General features: G+C 52.4%; 12 protein-coding genes. 8 read left to right on the top strand and 4 right to left on the bottom strand.

From position 1 onward, the window contains the following. The first annotated feature begins 66 nt into the window (after window positions 1-66). Together R3F50_13460 and R3F50_13455 are read left to right on the top strand one after the other, a co-directional pair. Window positions 67-2,109 (top strand): hypothetical protein, encoded by a 2,043-nt coding sequence (locus R3F50_13460; GenBank protein ID MEZ5491311.1) that lies wholly within the window; start codon window positions 67-69, stop codon window positions 2,107-2,109. A gap of 61 nt (window positions 2,110-2,170) precedes the next feature. Continuing rightward, the gene (locus R3F50_13455) at window positions 2,171-3,370 is read left to right on the top strand and encodes a multidrug effflux MFS transporter (protein ID MEZ5491310.1); all 1,200 of its coding nucleotides are present in this window, start codon (window positions 2,171-2,173) and stop codon (window positions 3,368-3,370) included. Between the two features lie 138 nt (window positions 3,371-3,508). Here R3F50_13455 and selA read toward each other — a convergent pair whose 3' ends face one another. After that, complete coding sequence (gene selA, locus R3F50_13450; protein ID MEZ5491309.1) at window positions 3,509-4,939, bottom strand: L-seryl-tRNA(Sec) selenium transferase; 1,431 nt, start codon at window positions 4,937-4,939, stop codon at window positions 3,509-3,511. 200 nt (window positions 4,940-5,139) lie between these two features. Here selA and R3F50_13445 point away from each other — a divergent pair, with 200 nt between their 5' ends. Next, the gene (locus R3F50_13445; GenBank protein MEZ5491308.1) at window positions 5,140-6,090 is read left to right on the top strand and encodes a 2-hydroxyacid dehydrogenase; all 951 of its coding nucleotides are present in this window, start codon (window positions 5,140-5,142) and stop codon (window positions 6,088-6,090) included. An 88-nt stretch (window positions 6,091-6,178) separates the two neighbouring features. On the opposite strand, the gene R3F50_13440 is transcribed toward R3F50_13445, so the two are convergent. Continuing rightward, the gene (locus R3F50_13440) at window positions 6,179-7,537 is read right to left on the bottom strand and encodes a hypothetical protein (protein ID MEZ5491307.1); all 1,359 of its coding nucleotides are present in this window, start codon (window positions 7,535-7,537) and stop codon (window positions 6,179-6,181) included. A 358-nt stretch (window positions 7,538-7,895) separates the two neighbouring features. Here R3F50_13440 and R3F50_13435 point away from each other — a divergent pair, with 358 nt between their 5' ends. From R3F50_13435 to ppdK, 3 genes are all read left to right on the top strand, one after another. Then, entirely contained in the window at window positions 7,896-8,321 is a 426-nt protein-coding gene (locus R3F50_13435; GenBank protein ID MEZ5491306.1) for an isoprenylcysteine carboxylmethyltransferase family protein, read from the top strand. After that, the gene (locus tag R3F50_13430) at window positions 8,276-8,923 is read left to right on the top strand and encodes a hypothetical protein (protein MEZ5491305.1); all 648 of its coding nucleotides are present in this window, start codon (window positions 8,276-8,278) and stop codon (window positions 8,921-8,923) included. The genes R3F50_13435 and R3F50_13430 overlap by 46 nt, the downstream gene beginning before the upstream one ends. Window positions 8,924-9,293: 370 nt before the next feature. Then, a complete protein-coding gene (gene ppdK / locus R3F50_13425) occupies window positions 9,294-12,041 on the top strand; it encodes a pyruvate, phosphate dikinase (GenBank protein ID MEZ5491304.1) in 2,748 nt (915 codons plus the stop codon). A 72-nt stretch (window positions 12,042-12,113) separates the two neighbouring features. Here ppdK and R3F50_13420 read toward each other — a convergent pair whose 3' ends face one another. Next, the gene (locus R3F50_13420) at window positions 12,114-14,048 is read right to left on the bottom strand and encodes a M48 family metallopeptidase (protein MEZ5491303.1); all 1,935 of its coding nucleotides are present in this window, start codon (window positions 14,046-14,048) and stop codon (window positions 12,114-12,116) included. A 126-nt stretch (window positions 14,049-14,174) separates the two neighbouring features. Beyond that, complete coding sequence (locus tag R3F50_13415) at window positions 14,175-14,771, bottom strand: LemA family protein (GenBank protein ID MEZ5491302.1); 597 nt, start codon at window positions 14,769-14,771, stop codon at window positions 14,175-14,177. A gap of 171 nt (window positions 14,772-14,942) precedes the next feature. Between R3F50_13415 and R3F50_13410 the strand changes: the two genes are divergently transcribed. Continuing rightward, a complete protein-coding gene (locus tag R3F50_13410; GenBank protein ID MEZ5491301.1) occupies window positions 14,943-16,724 on the top strand; it encodes an L-lactate permease in 1,782 nt (593 codons plus the stop codon). Between the two features lie 90 nt (window positions 16,725-16,814). Next, entirely contained in the window at window positions 16,815-18,371 is a 1,557-nt protein-coding gene (locus R3F50_13405; GenBank protein MEZ5491300.1) for a hypothetical protein, read from the top strand. Window positions 18,372-18,404: the final 33 nt, after the last annotated feature.

Genomic DNA, 18,404 nt, shown 5'->3' with positions numbered 1-18,404 from the left:
CCAAGGGATTGTGCGACTGGCAAGGCCAGATTATCTGCAACTCGTTTCTGCCAATGGCTGGCGGGAATGACTTTACTTGCCAGCTCACCTTTTCTGCTGGGGCAGGCTCAAACCGGTGGCAACGTGCAGAATGGCCAGACCGGGATCGATGCGCAACTGGAGGCCCTGCAGATTACTCCGGCGCAGCTGCCTCTTTGCTTCGGCATGCGCGACATCTCCGATCTTCAGGCGCTGGCTATCTGCGATGCCCTGCGCTTGAATGAAAACGTCCGGGCTCGTGAGCTCAGCGAAAACTGGGCAAGAGCCGAGCCCGACAATCCTGCCGCCCAGTTTGCTTTGGCTGAAGTGCTCTACACAGTCGAAGCGAATCTTCCCAGGGCCCTGTTCCACCTCAAGCGGGCTGAGGAGCTTACCAACTACCAGTCACTGGGGCGCGCGCTGGCATCGGGAAATATTCAGTGGCATTACCTGACGTTATCGCAACTTTCCTTTATCCACCAGATCATGGGTGACCAGGAAAATGCCCTGGCCTATCTGGACAAGATAGAGGAGATCTACGGTCAGGACGTCGAGTCATTGCGGGGTTGGCCTCTCGTTAAAATGCGGCAGTTTGAGGCCGCCCGCGCCAGCGCTAACAAAGTGCTGTCTACGAGTGACGACAAGAGGGAAAGAGCCAGGGCCTGGAACACACTGTGTGCTGTTGAATTGGCCAGCTTACAACCAAACGAAAATATAGTTGCCTGCGACCGCGCTATCGATGAGGACGAAAATATCGCCAACTCCGATAATGATGGTGACACGGTCTACCTGACCAATGCCTCGGAAGTTGCGCTGAGTCTGCTGCAAATGGAAGAAGCAGAAAGTTTCCTGGATCGCGCGACCCGCTTCCTTAATCCCGATAGCGTAGCCGATCCGTGGATTTACAAACTCTATCTGACCATGAACCAGGGTCGCTTCGAAGAAGCCATGGAGGCCATGGATGCGATGCTGCTCTGGCGGGAAAATCAGGTGCCGGTTGTGACCGTGATGAACCGTGCCGAACACCTGATGGTCAGCGCCAGTTTCCTTATCCTTGCCGGGCAGGGTGAGCAGGCCGCAACACTGACCTCTACAGCACTGGCAGAACCGGATCGGAACGGATCGTTCAGCGCCGACGATGCACAGAAAGACTCAGTGGCCGCTTTATTACACATGCTGGCCAATGAGACCCTGTATCAGGTTCAACTGGAAGACGCCGCCATGCTGGACTTTGCCGACCGCACGCGCCGCAGAATAGCTGCCAATAGACAACGCCTCACCGCCTGGCTGGCAGCCCGGCGGGCCGCCTCCCTGTTTGCTGACGAAACTGTGCTTCTTAATCGACTGCGTCCTTACGCTCCGCTTGATGTGCATATTCCTGAGTGGATCGAACCTGACATTGTTCGCCTGATGGGCACCGGTGTCATGACCCACCTGTTGGAAAAAGCCCGGTTAAGTGGCGCCTTCCTGTTGAATGAAGGCTACTATTTCAGTTACGCAACAGAGATTGCCGCTTTGGAAGGCCGCCATGCCGATGTCGTAAGGTTGGGCCAGCAGGCCCTGAATCTGCTGCCTCGTCAGGAAGTATTGCTGCAGGCCAGGCTCAATGCCCGCATAGCGTCGTCTGCCTGGGTCACGGAACAACAGGAATTTGCAATAGGGTCTTTTCGTGAGGCGCTGCGACTCGATCCGGGAATCTTTCGACGGTTGGACATCGCGTTACCAATCAATCCTGGCAACACCGAAACGGTCTTATCCCGCGACACCGCTGAATTAATAAATCGCTCCCCTCGCTTTCGCGAAGCCGCCGGTGGGTTCAGGCTCGAAGTCACCACGTCAGAGACGCCCTCCGCCTGCCTTTTCAGTCCGGGAGGCGAAATCATTGCCTGCTTCTCGCATACTCCGACCCCGGACCAGTCCACGGAGGACCAGGCCCGCTCACTGGCCCGCGGACTCCATTCCGAACTGTTCGACCTGGGCTACAAGATGAGTTCGGCTCAAATGGCGCTGCTGCGTGGCTCCAGTGTTATCATGCAGTCTCAATCAAGGTCCGGATCCCAGACCAGCCTGGAAAGGTTTACCGGTCAGTAGCCGTCACTAACTTTCTTGGCCGGACGCTGATAGAATAGCGCCCGCGCAGCCAGAGACTCCTATGCAAACTACTGTCACCCGGTTATCCCTGTGGATGATAGCCCTGTTATCGGGCGCGTCGGCACTGGGGCCGGCGTCCATGCAGATTCTGCTACCAGCCCTTCCAGTGATACGGGAAGACTTTGACGTATCCACCGGCATCGCGCAGCTCACCTTGAGCCTCTCCATGCTATCCATCGCTATCGCGACCCTGGTCTACGGTCCAATTTCCGATAGATTCGGCCGCAAACCGACTCTGATTATTGGCACCTTTATTACCCTGCTGGGATCTCTGTTCTGCCTTATCGCCCCGACCGTCCAGTTACTTATTTTCGGAAGAATCGTGCAGGCATTCGGAGGGGCAGTTGGCCTGGTGGTCGCCAGAGCCATTGTCCGGGATGTTTACGGCCCCCAGGAATCGGCAAAGATTATCTCTACTCTCGTCATGGTTATGGTGGTCATCCCTATGCTGTCTCCTGCTTTGGGTGGAGAGCTAATGACTCTTTTCGGCTGGCGCTCGGTTTTCGTGATTATCGCCGTATTCAGCGCCCTGATGTTGGTGATCATGCACCTGAGATTGCCGGAAACTTTAGCGGAGCCAGCACCTTTTGAAGGCGTTAGCGGCATGTTCGGTACTTTCCGGACATTACTGCAGTCAGGAGTTTTCCGCGGCTATGCATTCAGTGTGGCATTTGTTTCAGTGGTTTTCTTCAGTTTTATTTCGGCAGCACCGGAAATCATGGTCTCGGTGCTAAACCGCCCGGCAACCGAGTATGGTTATTACTTTGTCATGATTCCAGCCGGCTTTATGGCCGGCAATTATTTGTCCAGACGTTACGGCGGACACCTGGGCATCTACCGTATCATTGATCTGGGTTCGAAAATCTCCCTGCTTGGCATTGGCCTGACACTGCTCCTGCAGATTAGCGGGCTAAGCCACCCGATCTTCCTGTTCTTTCCCATTGCGATTGCTATATTCGGTAACGGCCTGACCTTGCCAAACGCTCAGGCTGGCGCGATCAATGAGTTTCCGCGGCACGCAGGAAGTGCATCAGGATTGACAGGTTTTTTACAGATGGGGCTCTCTTCGGTAGCAGCCCAGCTGGTAGCAATCATCTACAACGGCACTGTCTACCCTCTGCTGCTGCTCATGCTTGTCGCTTCGACTCTGTCACTATTGAGTTTCAGGCTTGGTATAGGGGATCCACAAAATAAGGTTTAGCAGGCGTTTCCGCTAAGTCGGGGTTCCAGACATCAATAACCTTTGAGTAAGCTATTGATTACGAACGCGCCGGGGAATAATTTTCGTCGATGAAATGAAATCAAAGGGGCCAGCTATAAAAATACTTTCTCTATCCGCCTAGCCCGCGAGCAGTTGTCTACAAAACCCTTCAGTGTCCTGCAGGCAACGCAGATCGAATATAAGAAGCCCGTCGTGAATCCTCCCAACCACGGGCACGGGAAGGGAGCGAAATTTTACAGCCAGCTTCTGCAGCTGCTCGTCGGCCCCACTGACCGCTACCGGCCTGATTTCAATCGCGACACTTGGCAGAAGATCCACAGGCAAAGCGCCGCTGCCTATTTGGCTCTTACAGCTGGCAATACTGGCTGTCGCATCGCTACCCAGATACCTGGCAACCGCCGGCAGGACCTCTTCCGCTGCTGCCTGAATGGCTTCGACTGGCCGGGTCAGATCTCGCAGTATGGGCAATTTCTGAGCTAATGTGGACGGGTTATTATATAAATGCAAGACAGCACCAAGTGCCGCCAGTGTGAGCTTGTCCACCCTGAGAGCACGTTTCAGGGGACATTTTTTAAGGCGCTCAATCAACTCTTTCCTACCAGCCACAATGCCGGCCTGCGGACCGCCGAGCAGTTTGTCACCGGAAAAAGTTACCAGGTCCGCCCCTTGCACCAAAGAATCTGCCACGGTCGGCTCCCTGGGAAGACCGTACCGGCTGAGGTCAATCAATGTACCACTACCCAGATCCACTACGAAGGGCAGCTTGTGCTGGTGGGCAAGCGTGGCAATCTCAGTCTCGGGAACCGCTTTTGCGAATCCCTGAATTTCGTAGTTGCTGGTATGCACCTTCATCAGCAGTGCTGTTTCTTCATCAATCGCCCGGGCATAGTCAGACAGATGAGTCCTGTTAGTTGCTCCCAGCTCCTTGAGCCGACAACCGGCGCTCCCCATTACCTCCGGGATTCGGAATGCTCCCCCGATTTCCACCAGTTCGCCTCTTGAAATCAACACATTCCGCCCGACTGCCAATGCAGTCAAGACCAGCACGACAGCAGCCGCATTGTTGTTTACCACGGTCGCCGCTTCAGCACCTGTAAGCTGACAGATCAGCTTTTCCACATGAGATTCCCGATCTCCCCGGCCTCCTGCCATGAGATCATACTCGAGGTTTACCGGTCGACCAGCCACGGCGGTAACGGCATCGATCGCCGCATCAGGTAAGGCTGCACGGCCGAGATTCGTGTGAATTACTGTACCGGTAAGATTAAAGACAGGGATCAGGGAGGCCCGGCTGCTGGCCTCCGCCCGCTTCAAGACTTCCTTGATTATCCATCCGGTGTAATCGCTCGGTGGATTAGCAACAGCAGTCAATCTGTTTTTATTCTGCCCCTCCCTCATGCTTGACCGCAAATCAGCCAGGACTCCCCTGGCTGACTCGCGCAAGACTTCGTGACCATATCTGCCCACCTCGCTCGACAATTCCCGCGCCCGCAAAATGCGATCGATAGAAGGCAGGTTTCTTAGCTGCATTTCAATAGAATTAGCCATATCAAATTTTCTGGAGCTGAAAGATTCTGCCAACAGCTGACTCTAAACCTTGAGGCACAGGGACATTCAATCTACGTAAATTACGAGGGGCATGCAACAGGATATGGATATCAGATCGGTAATTTGGTAGCGTTGCCGAATCTCGAGAGACGTTCATACCAGGCGTACCCAGAAACACAGCGACAATCCCGATAAAATTTATGAAAAGAACCTCGCCCAGAACCCCCCTTTTAATTGCCAATGAATTCCACAGCGAGACTGTCGCCAAGCTCGACAACCTGTTTGAGACTTACAAACTTTGGCAGTTGACAGAGGCAGATCAGCACGAACTGATCAAGCAGATCAAGAATCACTGCAAGGCAGTGGCTACCGCCTCCTGGCAGACTAGCCCGCTGATCTACCAATTGCCCAACCTGGAGATCATTTCCTGTTTTGGCGTAGGTGTTGACGGCATTGATTTTAGTACCACGAGGCCACGGCAGATTTCTGTAACCAATACACCAACTGTACTGAATGATGCCGTGGCAGATATTGCCATGGCATTAATACTGGCCACTCAGCGAGACCTGGTAAAGGCCGATCATTACGTGCGCTCTGGCTCATGGATTGAGGGAGCATTCCCACTGGGCCGGAGCCTGGCGGGCCAAACACTGGGCATAGTCGGTCTGGGCAGCATTGGCGAAGACATCGCCTTGCGCGCACAAACATTCAAGCTTCAGATTGCTTACCACAACCGCCACAGAAAGAATGTTCCATACCAGTATTACCCGGATCTCGAGAGCCTGTGTGAAAACGTCGACATTCTGCTGTGTATGCTACCGGGCGGAGCAGAAACTGAAAACGTCATCGATATTAAAATACTCACCGCACTGGGACCGAATGGAACTTTTATCAATGTAGGAAGAGGGACAAGCGTTAATGAAGACGATTTGATTAAGGCACTGCAGTCCGGTGTCATTTCCCGAGCAGGCCTGGACGTTTATCGCAACGAGCCGCGGATCCGGGACGAACTGCTGTCCTTGAATAACGTAGTACTCCTCCCACATATTGGTAGTGCCACTGTCGAGACACGCACAGCCATGGGGAATCTTGTGGTAGAAAATTTACTGGCCTGGGAAAGCGGAGAGCCTTTAAAGACTGCAGTGGAGTGATGCGCTGCCGGGCACCCCACATAGTCTGAAAGATCGCGGCTTCCCGCAACGCGTTAGAGTTCTTTTCCGCCGATGGAGGGGAATTGCACTACTCAAGCACGTGGAAGTAAACGTATCGAGCATCATTGTCATGTAGAGACTGAAAGCTGTGGCCGGCGAAATAATCCCCCCACAAGTCGACTTCCTGAAACAACTCTCGAAACGACTGACTGAGCGAGTTGAATATGACCTCCTGAATTATGAGAATATGAAAATGCTCTAGATTTAGGCTCTTGGCCCTCTCCGCGATCAATTTCATCAACAGCGGGTGCTTGCGCAACTCTTCATATCTGGCTGCCTGGATAAGCGCATCCCCAAACAAATCATAGGCACGAATACCCCCGGATTGGAAGGTTCCCTGAACCGAATTGTACGCCAGCCCCATCGCTGCTTTGATCGGCCTGGAGTAGTTGAACTTCTCCACCTCCTCATTAAAAGCCTGAAACATATCCAGCGCAGTGGAGACAGCACTATCTGCCAAAGAGCGGGATTCAATCGGTAAGAAGGGGTAACCGACGGCACTGATAAAGCCGTCCCCCGTCTCCTTCAACCGGAAAGCACGCGAACGCAAAGGATTATGCCCGTAGCCTTGCATACATATCTGTAGAAAAGACTGGAACACTCCCATAAAGAATTCCCGGGTTCTCTCATGCCGAATCTCACTGGATTTCTGAACGTCGAAAACATTTACGATCGCCTTCCCTTCTTTAAGCGGCATCGTACTTTCAAGCTCGTCCCCCAGCTTTATGCGCTCTAGCTGATGAGGATAAACAACCTTGGAAAGCTGGTTATAAAGGTGCTGGCGTATATCTGCATCTGTTGATTTTAGGTAGAAGCGTGTTCGGATACCATCATGAAAAACCCAACTGGCAATCGTGCCTAAAAAGTAACCTTCTAGTATCAAAAGTCTATTTAGCACCAAGAATTCGAGATTTAACCAATATAGCATTAATACCGTAGCGAGCATGAAAACTGTATTACGATAAAACGTCTTCGAATAGCTAGTGTGGTACCCAAAGGCAGAACTTATCGCTAACACAAAAGCAGTTTGGCCTTGCAAGTTTAAATAAAGATCATTCAGGTCACTCTCAGATGCCGCTCCGCGCAGCAATACGAAGAGGGTAAAGCAGAATCCAACCAACCCAGAAACACACAACAAATCCATTACCAATGGACCAGCTTTGTTTAAATTAGTAATTAATAGGTTCAATAGCGGATAAAAAACTATTATCCCTATCGGAAGCGCGTAAGCAAATAGGGTTAGTGTCGCAAACGGATTAACGCGACCTATTGCATCAACATAAGTGACCACCGTAGATATAAACATCAACACAGCAGCTGTTCTAGCGGGCCAACTCGTTAGAGCACGAGAAGCCTCACTTCGCAATGCCACACGGAATTCTTCCATGTGATCCCTGCAATAATCTGTATAGGTATCTTTACTCAACTCTTTTAATAACCAAGGAATCTGTCAATATAGCTAAAGGTCTCGTGCTCTTTTAGTGAAAATTAGCACTTCATTAATTTGATCATTGCTCATTACATTTATCGTACTGGACACCCAAGCACTAAACGGCACCAATCTATTTCTCTTTAGCAAAAGGATTTATTTTGCAATGATACTAGCCACTATAACCTACACAATCATTATTTTTTCACTAATCTGGGCTAGGTACTTTTTCTTTGTTATTCGGTCAAATACCAGTAAGTGGCTAAGCTTCCTTTACGATTTTCTCGTATCTTTACAGGTTCTGAGCACTTATTTCATGTTATTGAATCATAAGAAACCGCTGTGGGCAGAAAGCCTTGCTATAGGAGCATATCTTCTTGCGCTTTTTATTTTCTTTTGGGCAATCGAAACTGCCAAAGAGCTAGAGTTTGCATTTAGCGATAACGTAGGAAGGCTTATTACAAATGGCCCCTTTAAACTTGTAAGACATCCTTTCTATACTTCGTATATCGCTGTGTGGGTCACGAGCACTCTACTATTTAGCTCTTCCATTCAGTGGATTACTCTAATTGGGCTAATTCTTTTTTACGCTACTTCTGCAAGGAAAGAAGAAAAGCTTATTTTGAATTCTAGACACGCCAATCAATACAGTCGAATGAAAAAAGAGATTGGCATGTTTTTCCCGAAGGCTACACAATGGAAAAGTTGGATTTCAGAGAAATCTTGGAAAAGTCAGAGTTAGAATATTTTTTATTAAGATTCAATGATTACGTTGGCGTAAAACTTCCCGCTGAGTATGTTAAAAGGTGCAGGACAGTGGGAGTATTCCTACAAAATCGCCTGGTTGGTGGATATATGCTAGTGTCGGAACCGCCGTTTAGAAGCTTGTTATTTGTTCCGGACACAGTTAGGGAGAAAAACTCTACTTTAAACAGTGATCCCAATGACTTGCTTGAAATCAATGGGTTATGGTTAAGTTCGAGCCTTAAGAGCCCAGAACTTCAGCTTGCTGTCTGGTTCCATTTGGTCGCCAACATATTTTTGTGTAAGAAAAAATCCGTATTGCTCTTACGAAATTCTCAGAACCAAGCAATGAAGCGGTTAATGAGTCTCGCTAAGCCTGAATTGCTTTATGACGGCGCACCACAAATTATGGCGGGGGAGTCGACTCACGAGAGAATCCAAGTAAGTGTAACTAGCCGCTGGAGAATATTAATGCTTTCTTACAAGTACTGGTTTGAACTTAAAGAACGTCAGCGACGAGCAGAAAGCTTCCAATTACGCATTAGTAAATTTACAAAATTGCACTCATCCAACAACGCGAACACCGTCCTAGTAAAATAGTTTAGAGTGATCTCTCCCCTCCCAATCAGGTTTCGAATCCACTTATCTGCTTGGAAAACCAAACAGCCTGTAGCCCCATAATCCCCGCTCTAAGCTCCTGCTCGTGGCATCAGGACACGAATAGCATAGAGAGAGCGAAAACCTAACTGACTTACCCTAACAGGTGAATGGGGCTGCGTGGGGCAATGCCTCTCAAAGCTGGATTTTGCTTGGCAGGTGCTTTATCCTCCTGTTCCCCATCCGAGGTCATTTAGTTGACTTCAGTTGGCGTTGCAGCACCGGCGACGGGGTATGGCTGCAACTTCGTCGACATACGGCTTCCGGGCGAATCGCCGTACGAAAACTGGTTAGATAGGGACGAATTACGCGCATGAATAAGACTACTCGCAAAACTGCCGCAAAAGCCAAGCCGCGAAAGGCAGAAAATAAGTATGTATACGCGTTCGGTCAGAAAACTGAAGGGAACGCCAGCATGCGAGAACTACTGGGCGGTAAGGGTGCAAATCTGGCGGAAATGGCCTCTATCGGTTTGCCGGTTCCACCAGGGTTTACCATCAGCACGGAAGTCTGCAACTACTTCTATGCTCACAAGGAACACTACCCACCTTCCCTGACCGAGAGCGTAGAGGGAGCAATAAAAGAGGTAGAGAAGCAACTGGGCAAGAAGTTTGGGGCCGGCGGTAATCCACTCCTTGTCTCGGTCAGGTCCGGCGCCAGAGATTCAATGCCCGGTATGATGGACACCATTCTCAACCTGGGACTGAATGACGAAACTGTTGAAGCACTGGCGGCCGCCTCAGGCAATAGCCGGTTTGCCTGGGATTGTTACAGAAGGTTCATACAGATGTACGGTGATGTAGTGCTGGGCATCCAACCAGAGACCGAAGAGGAAGAAGACCCCTTCCACAAAGTGCTTGACAAAATGAAAACCAGCCTAGGGGTGCAGTCGGACAGCACTCTGAGCGCGGAAAACCTGAAGGAGCTGGTCAAACAGTACAAGGCGCTGATCAAGAAGAAAACGGGCAAGCCCTTCCCGCAGGATGTGATGGAGCAGCTCTGGGGCGCAATAGGCGCGGTGTTTAAGTCCTGGAAGAATTCCCGGGCAATCCTTTACCGCCAACAATACGGTATTCCCGCGGAATGGGGCACTGCCGTCAATGTTCAGGCCATGGTATTTGGTAACTTAGGTAATACCAGCGCCACTGGAGTCGCCTTTACCCGTGACCCCGCGAACGGTGAGAAGGCTTTCTATGGAGAGTATCTGGTCAATGCTCAGGGAGAAGATGTCGTGGCCGGCGTCAGGACGCCGCATGCTATCGCCTTCATGGAAAAAGAGTTACCACAAAACTACCGGGATCTTGAGAAGGTTCGCAACAAGCTGGAACGGCACTTCAAGGACATGCAGGATTTCGAGTTCACCATCGAAGAAGGCCGATTATTCATCCTGCAAACCAGAAACGGCAAACGCACCGGTCTGGCAGCAGTCCGAATCGCTGTAGAGATGCAGCGCGAACGCCTGATGAGCCAGCAGACTGCGTTACTTAAGATTCCAGCCGAATCCATTGATTCACTACTGGTGCCAGTGTTTGATACCAAGGCCTTGAAAGCCGCTGCATTGATAGCCCGAGGACTGCCAGCAGGCCCGGGCGCAGCGACGGGACGCATCGCGTTTACCGCTGCCGCCGCAGAACAGGAGATCAAGCGAGGCAACAAAGTAGTCTTGTGTCGAACAGAAACCTCACCAGACGACCTCAAGGGTATGCTGCACTCACAGGGAATATTGACATCAAGAGGCGGCGTGTCCTCCCATGCCGCCCTGGTTGCCCGCCAGCTTGGCAAGGTATGCGTGTGCGGCGCCGGGGATATTGTGATCAATTATGAGCGTAAAACCCTTACCGCAGGCAAAGTAGTTCTTAATGAAGGTGATTACATCTCCATCGACGGCACGACCGGCGCCATTTACAAGGGCATGATCGAGAGCGCTGACTCGGAAGTCAAACGTGTGCTGGAAGGCAGCTTAAAGCCCGAAAAGAGCTACACGTTCGAGCTTTTCCAGACTGTGATGAAATGGTCTGACAAACAACGTCGATTGAAAATTCGCACCAATGCTGACACACCATCGATGGCCCGCCAGGCGGTTGCTTTCGGAGCAGAAGGCATCGGCCTCTGTCGAACCGAGCACATGTTCTTCGAAGGGGACCGGATCGACCTCATGCGGCAGATGATCCTCGCAGTGGACGAGGTGGAGCGTCGTGCTGCACTGAAAAAACTCCTGCCATATCAAAAGAAAGACTTTGTGGGTTTATTCAAAGCGATGCATGGCCGGCCGGTAACGATCCGGTTACTTGATCCGCCACTGCATGAATTCCTCCCCCATGACGATGTAGTGCGAAGACAACTGGCTGAAAAACTCGGCGTGCCTCTTGAATTCATAATCGAGCGCATCAAGGCACTGCATGAAGAAAACCCCATGCTGGGTTGTCGCGGTTGCCGGCTGGGCATTCTGCACCCGGAAATTACGGAAATGCAGTCGCGAGCAATTTTCGAAGCAGCCGCCCAGGTTATTAAAGCCAAGAAGCCAATTAAGGTTATTCCTGAAATCATGATTCCCCTGGTGGGATTCAAAGCTGAGTTACAGGATCAGCTTGATGTCGTGCATCGGGTAGCCGAAGAAGTCATGCAGAAGCGAGGCGTAAGGATCAGCTATCAGGTAGGCACCATGATCGAAGTTCCTCGCGCCGCAATTACAGCGAACGAAATAGCCGAAATCGCTGACTTTTTCAGCTTCGGCACCAACGATCTGACGCAAACCACCCTTGGTCTGAGCCGCGACGACATGGGTCTGTTCTATGACCAATATCAGAAAAAAGAGATTTACAATCAGAACCCGTTTGCCAGCATCGATCAGAGCGGCGTTGGCAAGCTAATGGATTTTGCGGCCAATAATGGCAGGCAGGTGAAAAAGGATCTGAAGCTGGGTATCTGTGGTGAACACGCTGGCGATCCAGCATCGATCGATTTCTGCCATAAACTCGGACTTGATTACGTCAGTTGCTCCCCGCCAAGAGTACCAATCGCCAGACTGGCTGCGGCACAAGCAGCATTGCGTAATAACTAACCCCTAAGACGCAAATGCAACCCTGAAACAGGCAGTCTTTGACGAACCGGCTGGTGGTCGGAGCGTTAAAGACTACCTGACACTCAGGGGTGGTATCGGGCAATCCAGAGAAACACCAATCGCGCGCAGCAATTCCACCTCGATCGCTGCTGCTTTCTCATCGGCCATGATACAGGCTACACAGGCTTTCAACAGAGCCGGTTTTTGCAAAGGCTTAAGCTCAGTGAGTTTGTCGAGAGCTCCATCCAGCACGGAGAAGTTCAACACCTTCCGGGCTCGCAGCTTGATTTGAACATTTCCAAGCCTCTCTCGAGCTCTTTCGAATGCCTGTTCTGGTTCCGCCTCACTCTCGCGGTCGGAGTAAGCCAACAGCGACAACAGGGATTCCAGCTCTGGCAGGCAATCGTTTATATCTTTCCGTCCCAGGGGCCGCGGCCCACGCTTCTTGAAAATCGGATCAAGCGTGCTGGTTACAATTTTGAGCAATGCCCACTCAAACAAACTGACGCGGTCATCAATCTTTATCAGCGCAGCAAGATTTGTTGAAAACAAATTGTATTGCCTGAATGACAACTGGCGCAGGCTGTGCAGGCTGATAGACAATAAAGGCAAACGGTAATAAGCCGGCACTTCTTTGTTGTTTCGCAGCAATTCGTGAAGCTCGGCGGTAATGCCCAGATCGGCTGATCGCTCCAGGAATTCCAGCTGAGATTGACGAATCTTCTGATCTCCGTCGATCAGCATCATGTAGACGAGCGCCCTGGCTGATGAGGGTGAGTGAGCAGCTTCCAGCAACGAATCCGGTATCACCTTAAGCAGATGGCGTGCTTCTGCCAACTGCTGCACCCCAGGCTGCCCAATCTGTTCAACTATGGAATCTGCCAGGGCCAGCCCCGCAAGACTGGCAAGTGTGGCGACACCAGGTTCCCGGCCAACCCTGTTGTCGGTGACAGAATTTTGAGCATCAACTTTTTCCTCTTCTGCTACACGCTCCAGATCGAAGACGCCATCCCAGTCAGGCAGAATAGCACCAATTCGGGCCTCGATTGACGGGTGTGTCGCATAGAGAGAGCGCAACGGGCTGAGAGCGCGCTCTTCAAACAATGCGTGGCTGATTTCCACGCTGCTGGCATTCCGCAGATAGGAACGCTGAGGATGCATCGCGATGCGCATCAGAGCACCGGCAATGCCATGTGGATTTCTGGTAAACTGTACAGCCGAGGCATCTGCCAGGTACTCTCGCTGTCGACTGACCGCCGCCTTGATCAAGTTTCCAAAGAACGTCCCTACGTAGCCAAGAACCAACAAACCTAAGCCGAGCAGTACAGCACCACTGCCACCTTTGGATCGACGGCTGTAAGTGCCACCACGCATCAGATGATATCCGATCAAACTCAGCACCAGGATACCGTGGAGAACCGCGATCAACCGGATGTTGATACGCATATCGCCATGCAGAATATGGCTGAACTCATGAGCAATCACCCCTTGCAGCTCATCCCGGTTGAGAGTTTCGATAGCCCCTCGGGTTATGCCGATAACCGCATCACCGGGAGAATACCCGGCCGCGAAGGCATTGATACCTGATTCGTCCAGCAAATACACCGGAGGCACGGGAGTGCCTGATGCCAGCGCCATTTCTTCCACTATATTAAGTAGCTGTCGCTCATTGAAACTGACGGTATCGGGCAGTAACAAGCGCCCATTCAGCATTTCTGCAATTCTGGCCCCGCCGCCGGACAATGCCGCCAATTTGTAAAGGCTGCCAAGCACGATGACAGCCAATACGGCGAAGCTGACCAATACAAAAAAGCGCCAATCATAGCCAGAGGCCGGGTTTGTAATCGACACGTTGTTGAGCGATACACTGTCGACTGGTATCAGCCGAAACAGCGCTATGACCAGCAGGTTGGTAACCGCGATCAGAGATACAACAGCCAGCCCGAACAGCAGAATGAGTCGCCCGGTCTTTCGTTTAGCTCTATCCTGAGATTCGAAAAAATTCATGCTGTCAATCAATTACCGGTAATTGCGCGACCCGGCAGCAAAACAGTATACCCTGCGACCGGGCGGACAAAACCGCTCCTGCCATGGCAATACCATCGCCTTTCGAAAGGAAAAGATGCCCGGTTGTCAGAAAGAGACTTTAGGCGCTTCCTGTATCGCTTCGCTGTCTTCAAATTCCAGCAAGCCGGCATCCGGGCCGTGACCAAACATGCCGGCCACTACCAGGGCAGGAAAACTCTGCTTGAACGTGTTGTACGCCATAACCTGATCGTTGAATGCCTGTCGGGAAAAAGCCACCTTGTTTTCAGTGCTGGTCAACTCCTCCGAGAGCTGCATCATGTTCTGATTGGCCTTCAGATCCGGATAAGCTTCCATCACCACGCTCAATCGACCGAGCGCACCTGCCAGCGCGCCTTCCTTGCTCACCAGCTCACTCATCGCGGCCGCATTGCCCGGATTCGCAGCGGCTGCCTGCAAACCTGCCATCGCGGCGTTCCTGGCGCTGGTGACTGCCTCGAGGGTTTCCCGCTCGTGGCTTAGATAAGCCTTGGCCGTTTCAACCAGGTTAGGAATGAGGTCATAGCGCCTTTTGAGTTGCACTTCGATCTGAGCAAAAGCATTCTGGTAACGGTTTTTAAGACTGACAAGCCTGTTGAATACTCCGATAACATAGAGTATCAATACAGCGAGCAGTGCCAGAATCACTATCGCGGCTATTCCCATGAATTACTCTCCCTGCTGATTAAGTCGACCCATTAAACCCCGGAAACTAAACTCTGTCTAGGGAACCCAGGGAATTCAATCACAACATCCAGAGGGAGTCGCAAAATTACAGTTTTACGGGTTTCAGTATTCTGCTAAGCTGCTGAAAAACAACTTAAGAAGAACAAGACCATGACTACTGGCCTGCTCGCCCTGCTGTCTCTTTTGCCCATTATTTCAGTCGCCTTCTTTCTGGTTCTGCTCCGTTGGCCAGCCAGCCGCGCAATGCCCATCGCTTACATTGTAGCTGCGCTTCTTGCCCTGCTGGTATGGCAGGTTTCCTTCGCCCAGGTACTGGCGGCAACAATCAATGGCCTGATCGTCGCCGGTTCGCTGATATTCATTATCTTCGGCGCGATTCTGCTGCTGAACACTCTCAAACAAAGCGGTGCGATCTACGCGATTCGCAAGGGCTTTTCAGACATCACACCGGACCGTCGGGTGCAGGTGATTATCATCGCGTGGCTGTTTGGCTCGTTTATCGAGGGTTCGGCTGGATTCGGGACGCCCGCCGCCGTGGCTGTACCACTAATGGTTGGTCTCGGCTTTCCGGCCATGGCCGCCGTGGTGGCTGGCATGATTATCCAGAGTACACCGGTTTCTTTCGGAGCTTTGGGCACTCCGATCCTGGTGGGGGTGAGCACTGGATTATCGGCAGATCCCGACATGGCACAGTATGCGATGGACCTGGGCTTCGAAGAGTGGCGACAGTTCCTGTCGTTTATTGCAGCGAAAGTCGCACTTATTCACGCAATAGCAGGCACTTTCATCCCCCTGATAGTCGCTGCCGTAATGACTCGCTTCTTCGGCAAAAACCGCTCATTCGCCGAAGGGTTACAGATCTGGCGCTTCGCAATTTTTGCCGCCTTTTCCATGACGATTCCGTATCTCATTGTCGCCAACCTGCTGGGCCCCGAATTTCCCTCCATGTTCGGCGGCCTGATTGGCCTGGCTATTGTTATCAGCGCGGCCAGGAAAGGCTTCCTGGTGCCCGAGCGGGAGTCAGCCTGGGATTTCGACAGTAAGGAAAACTGGGATGAGGAATGGACCGGGCTGCAGCGGGACGCAGAGGATATAGAACCCGAGACTCTGATGCCTCTGGTGCGTGCCTGGGCGCCCTATTTGCTCGTGGCACTGCTGTTGGTTATTACAAGGCTGCCCTGGCTGGACCTGGCACGATTCCTCCAGCACCAGGCTGTCACCCTCAGCTGGCAAGACATTTTTGGCAGTGGTATCAACGCTTCTTTTCCGCCGTTGTGGTCGCCGGCGGCAATCTTCATCGCAGTTTCCCTGGCCACTTATTACCTGCACAAGATGAGCGCCCCTGCCTACCGCAGAGCCTGGCGCGACTCCGGGGCCACCCTGCTGCCAGCCTCCACAGCGTTGATCTTCACTGTCCCCATGGTACAGGTTTTTATCAATACCGGCGGTGGGGCCGCAGGCTTTCAACAGATGCCCCTGGAACTGGCAGAAGGCGTGGCAGCCCTCACCGGAAACGCCTGGCCCTTCTTCTCCACCTTCATTGGTGGGCTCGGTGCTTTCGTCGCAGGCAGCAACACAGTCAGCAACATGATGTTCTCTCTGTTTCAGTTCGGAGTTGGGGAAAGAATTGCCGTCGATCCCACCTGGATTGTCGCGCTGCAGGCAGTTGGAGGCGCTTCCGGCAATATCATCTGTGTGCACAACGTCGTAGCTGCCTCTGCCGTGGTTGGCCTGATTGGCAAAGAAGGGGCGGTGATTCGCAAAACCCTTTTACCTTTCTTCTACTATGCCCTGACCACCGGCGCCATAGGTTATGGCATTGTCAATCTTGGCAGCGGCCCATTCAATGCCGGTTTTCTGCTCGCGGGTCTGATCGGGCTGTTTATGGTGTATCTGATCTTCCGATACGGTCGCAAGCCCGTCAACCCGTAAACGGCGTGAAACTGTTTTGTCATTTCTTCCACTCGGCCGTGGTTCGTGGTTGAATTCCGCTTTTATCCTGACTGAAAGGGTGTGATCGGAATGGCGGCTTTACGACCCCTGCTTCTTTCGTGGCTGGCCTTGCTGGTGTGCCACACAAGCTACGCAGCCGACCTCGGAGAACTGGGCAGAATTCATTTCCCTACCACCGGCAGCGATGCCGCCCAGGAACATTTCCTTACCGGAATAGCCTACCTGCACAGCTTTGGCTGGAAGCAGGCGAGAGCCGAGTTCCGGCGCGCCCAGGAGCTTGACCCGGTCTTCGCCCTTGCCTACTGGGGCGAGTCCATGACCTACAATCACCCTTTTTACCCGGTGACAAACACAGCGGATCCCGCCCGGGTACTGGAAAAACTTGGCCCCACCCGGGAGCAACGCCTGTCCAAAGCGAGATCATCGCTGGAAAGAAATTTATTGGCCGCTGCGGAGATACCTGTCTTCAATCGGGACAATTCACCACAATGGCGTCAGGATTACCGTCTAGCCCTGGAAAATCTATCCAAAACTTACCCGACGCACGAAGAAGTCCAGGCATTTTACATACTCGCGCTTCTGGGCGAGGCGGCTTTCAGCGAACCCCAACCGCGACAGGAGTTACGACAACGAGCGGGCAGGCTTGCCAGCCGCCTGCTGGCGCAAAACGATCGTCACCCCGGCGCGGCGCATTACCTGATACACAGCTATAACGATCCGCGCAATGCCACCCTGGCCCTTGCCGCCGCCGACCGTTATGCGGAAATTGCGCCGGTTGTGTCCCACGCACGCCACATGCCATCCACTATCTACCTTCATCTTGGGCGCTGGTATGATGTGGCAGACCTTAACGAGACAGCGTTTTACACTGCACGGGCGCTCTGGCGTCCAGGTGACGACCCGTTCGACCAGTCTCGCGCATTGGATTTCGGTCAATACGGCGACCTGCAGCTGGCTGATTATGAAGCAGCCGCAATGTGGATCGAACGGGCTGAGGACACCTTGCTCCAGAACCCTGGCAACGAGCAGATTTCCAGCCTGCTGACACGCTTACGTGCTCGGTTGACTGTTGAAAGTAAAGACTGGAAATTCCGGCCGATCTCGCCGGACATGTCCGCTGATGAACTGCTCGCATCAGGCTTGAGCGCTATCAACATGCGAGATCTCGTAGTGGCCAGAAATGCCAGTCTTATGCTGAAGGACCGCGCTGATAAAAATCACAGTGAATTGGCCCTTCGCATCGCCCACTTGGAGCTGGAAGCCAGTATTCTCTTTGCCACCAATCGTATCGAGGCTGGCAAAAAAACCATCGAGGAAGCTGTCCAGCTCACGATAGCCAATGTTGCCGACAGCACGCTGCCAGACCCGATCAAGCCCGCCCCGGAACTGAAAGCAGAACTGCTGCTCCAGGCTGGCCTGGAACGCGAGGCGATCGATGCATTCCATGAAGCGCTGACGCTGGCACCTTTTCGCCCCTGGTCAATACTCGGGCTGGCCAGGAGCTATGCCACTGCAGGGCAGCACCAGCAGGCCAGCGTTTACTATCGCCAGCTTCTGGGCGTCTGGAAGAGCAATGATCTGTTGGGGGTTGGGGAAGCCAGAACTCACTTGCGGATTTACAACTAGAGAGCCTCTTCCACCAGTGAAACTGCCACCATT

The organism is Gammaproteobacteria bacterium, from assembly GCA_041395725.1.
Taxonomy (GTDB): Bacteria; Pseudomonadota; Gammaproteobacteria; order Pseudomonadales; family Pseudohongiellaceae; genus NORP240.
This window is presented reverse-complemented; position numbering and strand designations above follow the sequence as displayed.